7 protein-coding genes and 1 pseudogene are annotated in these 8,337 nt (G+C 60.3%); 3 read left to right on the top strand and 5 right to left on the bottom strand.

Translation table 11 applies throughout. The annotated features are described in order from the left end of the window. Nucleotides 1-335: 335 nt before the first annotated feature. A complete protein-coding gene (gene asnB, locus QZY03_RS18540; RefSeq protein WP_295583640.1) occupies nucleotides 336-2,207 on the bottom strand; it encodes an asparagine synthase (glutamine-hydrolyzing) in 1,872 nt (623 codons plus the stop codon). A 104-nt stretch (nucleotides 2,208-2,311) separates the two neighbouring features. Further along, the gene (locus QZY03_RS18535; protein ID WP_295583639.1) at nucleotides 2,312-3,508 is read right to left on the bottom strand and encodes a glycosyltransferase; all 1,197 of its coding nucleotides are present in this window, start codon (nucleotides 3,506-3,508) and stop codon (nucleotides 2,312-2,314) included. A gap of 202 nt (nucleotides 3,509-3,710) precedes the next feature. Here QZY03_RS18535 and QZY03_RS18530 point away from each other — a divergent pair, with 202 nt between their 5' ends. Genes QZY03_RS18530 through QZY03_RS18520 form a run of 3 tightly spaced genes read left to right on the top strand, consistent with a single transcriptional unit; the run spans nucleotide 3,711 to nucleotide 5,821 of the window. Then, nucleotides 3,711-5,156 carry a hypothetical protein gene (locus tag QZY03_RS18530; protein WP_295583638.1) on the top strand — a complete coding sequence of 482 codons (1,446 nt, stop codon included), beginning with the start codon at nucleotides 3,711-3,713 and terminating at the stop codon, nucleotides 5,154-5,156. Continuing rightward, a complete protein-coding gene (locus tag QZY03_RS18525; protein ID WP_295583637.1) occupies nucleotides 5,153-5,359 on the top strand; it encodes a hypothetical protein in 207 nt (68 codons plus the stop codon). The genes QZY03_RS18530 and QZY03_RS18525 overlap by 4 nt, the downstream gene beginning before the upstream one ends. A gap of 36 nt (nucleotides 5,360-5,395) precedes the next feature. Beyond that, nucleotides 5,396-5,821, top strand: coding sequence for an ISAs1 family transposase (locus QZY03_RS18520; RefSeq protein WP_295583636.1), 426 nt, complete (start codon nucleotides 5,396-5,398; stop codon nucleotides 5,819-5,821). 299 nt (nucleotides 5,822-6,120) lie between these two features. On the opposite strand, the gene QZY03_RS18515 is transcribed toward QZY03_RS18520, so the two are convergent. From QZY03_RS18515 to QZY03_RS18505, 3 genes and pseudogenes are all read right to left on the bottom strand, one after another. Then, entirely contained in the window at nucleotides 6,121-6,642 is a 522-nt protein-coding gene (locus tag QZY03_RS18515; RefSeq protein WP_366935545.1) for a class I SAM-dependent methyltransferase, read from the bottom strand. Between the two features lie 39 nt (nucleotides 6,643-6,681). Then, nucleotides 6,682-6,939, bottom strand: a complete 258-nt coding sequence (locus QZY03_RS18510) for a hypothetical protein (RefSeq protein WP_295583634.1) — start codon at nucleotides 6,937-6,939, stop codon at nucleotides 6,682-6,684. Nucleotides 6,940-7,039: 100 nt separating this feature from the next. Next, nucleotides 7,040-8,322: pseudogene (locus tag QZY03_RS18505) on the bottom strand (ISKra4 family transposase). Between the last annotated feature and the right edge of the window lie 15 nt (nucleotides 8,323-8,337).

Here is an 8,337-nt window from a genome sequence, read left to right as displayed (position 1 = left end):
GCCATCCGCAGCTTATAGGGACATGGAATCTCTCGATCAGGCGCTTAGCGATATCCTAGGTTCGGTAGGCGAAAAGTACAGTATCCAATTCGCTCATTACTGATAGAGGGCTACAGATATTTCACTTGAAGTACTTACTTCGTAAGGAGGCCAACTCTTCATCGCTCACCCGATGGCGCAGTTGGGGGCGCCGCCAGAGTGAGCTGGTTCCGGACCAGTCCGATTAGGCAATGGCCATCAAATTCCGACTAGGCCGTACGTCCCGCGTGGGTTGGTTGGTCTGCCTGGCAATGCGCTCATGCTCTCAAGAAAGCATTGCCGCTGCGATCGGACCGTTACAGGTGGGTGCCATAGTGCTTTCGCCACAATTCTATCTGCACAAGGGCGAAGAGTCGCTCACCGTTGTTGAAGCCGCGATCCTGCAGTCTGAACAAATAATTAACCGCGCTTCGATCAAACAAGCAGTCAGTACTGGTCAATGTGTCGAAGAAGAGCTCACGAAATGGTCCTTTCCTCAACCATTCCGCCAAGGGAATGGAAAAGCCTTGTTTGCGGTGCCGATCAAATCCAGCCGGCAACACCCGATCGGCGAGACGTTTAAGCAAGATCTTCTTGTGGCGGTCCGTCGCCTTGAGCGTCGAGGGCACTTTTGCAAATGCGAATTCAATCAAGCGGTAATCCAACAGCGGGGCGCGAATCTCGAGCGAGTTAAGCATACTGGATCGATCGACCTTGACGAGCAGGTCTTCTGCCAGATAGTTATTGAAGTCCATGCGGGTGGCACGCTGCAGGACGTCCCGCGAAACAGGAGTCAGCGCGAAATGCATACCTTCAGCAAATGCGCTAGGGTTTGGATGATTGCGCATCAACTTGTGCCTCGTCTTTCTGTCGAACACTCCGTTGATTTGCAAGGGCAATCCCTCACGCAAATCAGTGCCCAAGCCCTGCAAATAATTGCGCCCCTTCATGCCCACCGGCAGCCACCGGTCTGCCAGGAGTGAGACCGCACTGCACAAACTTGTCGGGACATGCGCGAGCCGCCGGCGAAGCCACAGGAGTCGCGAATAGTAAGGATACCCTCCGAACAACTCGTCACCCCCATCGCCACCCAATGCCACTTTGCAGTGTCGTCGCACCAGATGGCTGACCAACCAGGTGGGAATCATCGATGAATCGACCATCGGTTCATCGAACTGCTTCGCAAGGCTCGGCAGGATATCGGCAGTGGTGGGTTCCGCCATCAGCTCCGTATGCTCAGTGCCAAAGTGGTGTGCGATCAATCTTGCGTGAGGCGTCTCGTCCATGCTCCCATGCCCTGGAAAACCAATGCTAAAGGTCCGTACCTTTTGCGAGCGGCGAACCGCCATGGCAGTGACCAGGCTCGAATCGACCCCTCCGCTGAGCAGGACACCGACCGGCACGTCCCCCATCATTTGCTGCTCCACTGCGCTCTCGAGCAGCTGCTCGAGTTCATCGAGAAGTGCCGTTTCGTCCAGCGACGGACTCATTGAATGCGTCGACAATTCCGGCAATGACCAGTAGCGCGACACAGCGATCGCGCCGCCTTGCAGATCAAAGCAGAGCGCATGGGCCGGTGGCAGCTTGTTGTAGGTCTGCAGAATGCAGTTCCGGCCCGGCACGTAGCCCAGTGCCAGGTAACAGTCGAGCGCGTCCGGGTCGATGCGACGTGGCATGGCCGGATTCGCCAACAGCGCCTTGAGTTCGGACGCGAATTGCAGCGTGCCATCAGCGAGACGATAGAAAAGCGGCTTTTCACCAGCCCGGTCCCGTGCCAGATACAACTTCTGTTGCCTGGCGTCGTATAAAGCGAAGGCAAACATGCCATTCAAGCGCTTCAGACACTCCATTCCCCAAGCAGCATACGCGGCAAGCAGCACTTCCGTATCGCTATGGGATCGAAATGCAAAACCCAGAGCGCTCAACTCTTTGCGCAGATCTTCGTGGTTGTAGATCTCGCCGTTGTACGAGATCGAGAGTCCTCGGGCATCGTCATGCATAGGCTGATGTCCGAGCGGCGAGAGATCCAGAATGGACAGACGCCGATGGGCCAAGCCGACCCGCCCGTCCTGAGACCACCATTCGCCCGCATCGTCTGGCCCTCGATGGAGCATAGTGTCGCGGCCGGCGGCCAGCCAGGCACGATCACCGATACAACGCGTTGAGGCGATCCCGATCAGTCCGCACATGCTCTAAGCCGATCCCTCGGAGCGCGCGCAACGCCTCCACTTAAGCCAATCCGGATTCACTGTTCGTTTCTCAACGTTTCCCGCCTGATTTTGGTCGCTTGAATTCACGAGCGCGGAGTCGAACCGTCCGCGGATGTCATCGCCGCCACACCTGGGCGCATCAACACACTCATGTAGGCCGATGTAACGCGAAGGGGAGAGAAATCGGCCGCCCGCAGTCGGCCATCCCGGGGATCAACATCGTCAAGCGTCTCCAAGATAGCGTCGGCCATGCCGTGGATATCTGCGACAGGCACGAGCCTTCCCCACTTGCCCTGCTCCAGTAACTCACCGGTACCTCCGGGGCAGTCGGTTGCCACAATCGGAATGCCGAGCGCCAGACCTTCAAGTATTTGATTTGGGCAGCCCTCCGTGAGCGACGAGCTAACCAATACCGCAGCGTACCTCATCCAGCGGTAGGGATTTGGATCGAATCCACAGAGCCTAACCTGTTCGCTGAGACCAAGTTCCGAAATCAGGTTCACGACCTTTGCGTGCTCTTCGGGTTCATAGCTTGCCCCGACGATGGCCAGGCGGGCCGCGCGTCGCTCGCTGACCAAAGCGAACGCCTTGATCAATGTTAGCCGATCCTTTAGATGAGTAATACTGCCGACCGATAGGATAAGTGGGGTGTTCTGGCCGAGCAACCAGCGATCCGTCAGTTCTGCGTTCGCCAAGCGGTTGATCCGCTCACTATCCACGCTGTTGTGAATCGAGATCACGCGGTCGCGACCCATTCCAAATAGTGCGCACACCTCATCGGCGGCAGCAGAAGAATTGCAAATCACCACATCAGCGCACGGATACGCCAGCCGCATCGCCGTGAGATACACGGTCTTTCGAACATAACCAAATCGCTCGTATACCGGTCCAATCGTAGCCCGCTGACCGATTGCAATCAGCCCTTTGTATCGAGCAAGGCGCGCGGCGGCGACCAGCTGAACGTTCGGCACGTCCAAGGATGACATCATCGAACGGGGGCCGCACGTTTTCATATAACTAGCCAACCGAAAAATAGTGCCCATCTTGCCCGTCGGCCCGGTCGCAGACAGATTCTCTACACGTACTGCCGGCGATACCGCCGCCAGGAACGGCCCTTTCGCATTGCTCAGTACAAGAGAGACGTGCAGACCTTGTGAGGCAAGGCTATTCGCCAATGCGACGATCGCGCCTTCGGCGCCACCTGCTTCCAAGTTGGGCAAGAAGAAAGCAATGTCAACATTTAGATTTTGATGCATTTGTGTAGTCACGGTCAGCTTCATGTTCGAGTGGCCCAGTGTGTACACCTCGTATATCGATGGCCGGCTACCTACCCGAAGGTGGTGGGAGAAACCGAATACAGAGCTTCGAGAGCCTAACGGCTACGTAACTTCTTAAAAATTAGTGGCGACGAAACCAGTAAGCTAAGGGAATAAGCTGTAATTGAAGACGAGCTTGCACCCCTGAGCGTTTCATTTGTTGAGTATGGCTGACTCGATTCCACTGCCGGTGCTGAGTGAAGCAGAGCGTACGCCGCTGGTCGAGGCGTTGCTGGCGCGGATCGAGCGTCTGCTTGAAGAACAGCGCCGGCAAGCCGAACTCATCGCGCAGTTGCGCGACGAGATCGCGGTGCTCAAGGGCGAGAAGGCGAGACCGAAGTTCAAGCCGAGCGGGATGGAGCAGCAGACCGAACCCGAGAGCTCCGAGGGTGACGCCGACGGCGACACCGGGGCCGGTGACGGAACCCGTGGGCCGCCCAAGCGAGCGGGATCGGCGAAGCGGCCCAAAACCGCGCAACTCACCATCCACGAAACCGTCGGGGTCTCCCCCGGCATGGAACTGCCGGCGGGATCGCGCTTCAAGGGCGACCGCGACGTCGTCGTTCAGGACCTGCGCATCACTGCGCACAACACCCGGTATCGCCTGGAGGTGTGGCAGACCCCGGACGGGGAGTGGCTGGTCGGGACGTTGCCGAGCGATCTGTACGGCGGTCACTTCGGTGCCGAGCTGCGCCGCTATGTGCTCTACCAACACCATCACTGTCAGGTCACCCAGCCGTTGCTGCACGAGCCATTGCGCGAGTGGGGCATCGACATCTCCGTCGGGCAGATCGACGCCCTGCTCACCGGTCACACCGGCGCGTTCCTGGCCGAGAAGGACCAGTTGCTCACCACCGCACTGGAGGTCAGTCGCTGGATCAGCGTGGATGATTCCGGTGCCCGGCATCAGGGCCGCAACGGCGACGTGACGCAGATCGGCAACGACTGGTTTGCCTGGTTTGCCAGCACGTACAGCAAGAGCCGGATCAACGTCCTGCAGCTGCTGCAGGCCGGCGAGCGGTACTACAGCCTCAATGCCCATGCCTTGGAATACTGGTGCGAGGAGGGCCTGCCCGCGGCAGCGCGCCGGCCACTGCAGAGCCTGACCACGATCACGGGCACGCCCGCTTGGGAGGCGCATCTCGACGCCCTCGGGATCACGCGCGAGCGCCATCGGCGCATCGCCACCGAGGGCGCCTTGCTGGGTGGACTGATCCAGATGGGGTTCTCCCTGGATCTGGCGATCATCAGCGACGGCGCCGGACAGTTCGCGATCCTGCTGCATGCCCTGTGCTGGGTGCACGCCGAACGGCTGGTGCACAAGCTCATCCCCCTCAACGAGCGCCAGCGTGCCGATCAAGCGCGGGTGCGCGGCGAGATTTGGGATCTCTATGCCGATCTCAAAGCCTATCGTCGCAACCCCGATCCGGCCCTGCGCCCGGCCGGGAGGCGCGCTTCGACACGCTCTTCACCCAGCGCACCTCCTACACCACCCTCGACCGCACCCTCAAGCGCCTGCAGACCCACAAGAGCGAGCTGCTGTTGGTTCTCGAACGCCCCGATCTGGTCCTGCATACCAACGGCAGCGAAAGCGATATCCGCGGCTATGTGAAATGGCGAAAAATCAGCGGCGGCACCCGCAGCGACCTCGGCAAGGACTGTCGCGACGGCTTCGCCAGCTTGAAGAAGACCTGCCGCAAGCTGGGCATCTCATTTTGGGACGATCTGGGCGATCGCATCAAACAGCTCGGGACGGTTCCGCTGTTGCCCGACCTGATCCGCGAGCGGGCGCAGGCCGCGTCGGCGACGCCCTGAGTTTCTGAGAAGTTACCTCTCGGCGACCTCTCCGGTGTGCCGCGCAGCGCACTGTGGAAGGCCATGAACATGATCGGCATGGTCGAGTCCACGCGCGAGAGCGACGGGAAGGTCTCGCGGGAAACGCGCTTCTTCATCGGCAGCATCGGTACCGGGGTGGCCGACTTCGCGCCCGCTGTACGCGGTCATTGGGGCGTGGAGAACGATCTGCATTGGGGCCTAGATGTGGCCCTGCGCGAGGACGACTGTCGCGTGCGCGAGACGCAAGCCCGCGAGAACCTCGCGGTGTTGCGCCACATCGCCGTGTCGCGCCTGAAGAACGACAGCACCAAACTCGGCATCAAGACGAAGCGCCTCAAGGCGGGTTGGGACGACGCGTACCTGGAGAAACTCCTCTTCGAGGCTCCTCCGACCTTGCGGCCGACCCCTCCATCGGACGCTTCGAATATTAGCCGAGGTTGATGCGATCGCCCTGGCACCCATCCACATCCCTCAGACGTTAAACAGGAAATGCGACAGAAAAGCCGCTTCATAGCTTTATTGCTGGCGGTCAATGATCAATTTCATACCCTGTATTATACCCAGTTTTTATTTTTTGTATGGCTTGCCGCCGCCAGGGCCGACTCTCAGGTCCCTCCGATTTTTTTAGATCGTTTGAAGGCCCGCCTCCGCCCGCTTGTCCCCGCGCCGCTCAGTCACGGCGCGAGGGTGTTGTTTCGCTCCGCCGGCGCTTCGGGTGGAGACGAGTCTGCGAGCAACCGTCAGTTCCGCACAGCCATCGAGGCAAAGATGCTGCACCGGAAAGCAGCCTTCCACCGCTCAGCTTCTGGCAGGGTGTTTGCATCGAATGAGTGATCTCGCATATCTAGTCGCGCCCGGACCAGATCGGTAGAGCGATTCGCCAATCCGGGAGGCGTCGTGTGCCACTGTGAGAACGCCTGAGAAACTTCCTCGAAGCCGTACGGTGCGATCTCGGCACCAAAGCTAAGAGGATTCTTGCGCGTGGCATTGTTCGGGCGTGGCGCCTTCGCTTCTGTCAGAAGCTCCACCACATCGAGCCCGAAGTGTTTGCCGAAGAATGCCGAAGTACCGGCGTTCAGGGCGAACACATCTAGAAGCTCGTTCCCGTACATGACGACGAGATGGCCGCCTGGTTTGATGATTCGCGCCATGTTCTTGTAGAACACGTCCAGTTCGGCGTCGTCCAGATACCCAAGCACGTCGATCGCGAGCCCTAGGTCGAATTGACCTTCCACGTCGGCGAGCGCCTCTGCTCCGCCGATTCGTCCGTCGAAGACACCGCCGAGGTTCTCTCTTGCGAGTTAAACCATTGCCGCCGATATGTCGATGCCGACAACGCAATCCAGGCCGGCAAAAGCTTCGGTGATGTACATGCCATCACCGCACCCGAAGTCAACCACCGAACGCGGCATGGGTATCTTCGCAAACAGGTGCCCCAGCGCACGCATGCGGTCGGCGTGGTATTCGGGGTTCGTTTGAGTATTACCGTGAAGGTAGGCTTTAGCTGTAGCAAGGTCGGGGAAGTGCCCGCCGTCGTCTCCGGGAATATGCATGGTCATTTGCTGGCGATCGTTGGGTTGAAGAACTCGTTGAGCTTTTTATGATAAACGGATCGCTCTCAAAAAAGAACAGGAGGGGTGCGGCCTGTGAATAATGTTCTCACCCGAAGCACTCGGCGCCGAACTGGTCGATCTTCTGCCAGAATTGTGTCCAGCGGCCGACGGTGTGGGTCAGCGCACGCAGGCTCAGCACGCTCTTCGCACCGGTGGTTTTCCAGCGCATGCCGGAGGCACAGAGGCGTTGCTTGACGAGGCTCTTGCAGGCCGCCTCGGTGACGCCTGAGCCGATCGGCAGGTGCTCGGCGAGGAAGCCGGGATAGTCCATCCGCTCGCGCTGATTCTTGAAATAGGTCCAGGCGCTGTGCGCGGTGTCGCGGGCGGACTGCGAGAGGGACGCGCGGCGCGAGAGTGTGGCCGCTTCGGCGATGAGCTCATCGAGCACGCTGGGGTCGTGCTTGAGGCGGCGACACTGCGCATGCTGCCAGGCGGCGCGTTTGTCGTCGGCCTGGCGTTTGGGATGGCGCACCTGCGCGAGCTTGGCGATGTACTCCGTGGCGTGGAAATAGTCGATCAGCTGGCGACTGGTGTGCTGCTCGAGGAAGGTCCAGTTGCTCGCTGCACCGTCGGCGATGCCCACGTAGAGGGCGTCGGGGAGGTGCTGCTTGGCGCGTTGGATCTCGCGCTCGAAGCGCTCGAGAAACGCCTGTTTGCCATGTTCTGGTGCGGCCGCGAGATAGATCGAATGCTGGCGCTCGCCCGCATGGTCATAGAACGACAGCGTGCCGACCATGGCTTCGCGCCAGCCGTCGCTGTCGGCCATCGGGATCATCGCCCCGTCCAGGCTGACCGCCACCGTGGCGATGGGTACCTCCAGCGCTGGCAGGGCGTATTCCCAGGTTTCCTCCTTGACGGTGGCCAGGGTGCCGACCCACTCGGCGACGTTCTGGATGTACGACCGGGCGACCCGGCGACCATGGTTCAGCTCCAGATCCTGCTGCACCGCACGTTGAGTTGCGCATACTGATGACTGAGCTGACTGGCGAACCGCGGGGTGGCCCCGCGCACGATCCGCCCCTGCTGCTCGAGCGGACAGAAGATCCGCCCGCCGCGCGGGATCTGGTAGACATAGCGCTCGACCTCGACCACGCCATACGGCGTCTGGTACTCCTTGGAGTTTCGTCCCCGTGCGGTGAGTTTGGTCTCCCCGACCCGGATCGGGCTGCCGTCGGTGTCGAAGTACCGCAGCGCCTTCTCGGTGGCACAGCGCCCGACCGCGTTGGTGGCCTCCAGAATCGCCTCTTCCATCTCCAGGAGGCTGCCCCGCAGCGTGAACTGCACCCCGACCTTGACCGTGTCCCCGTCCCGCTCCACCACCGGCGTCATCGCTGCAACCCTTCT

The sequence above is a fragment of the uncultured Lamprocystis sp. genome (assembly GCF_903933125.1).
GTDB lineage: Bacteria > Pseudomonadota > Gammaproteobacteria > Chromatiales > Chromatiaceae > Thiodictyon.
The sequence above is the reverse complement of the archived record's forward strand: the minus strand, read 5'-3'. Positions and strand labels throughout refer to the sequence as shown.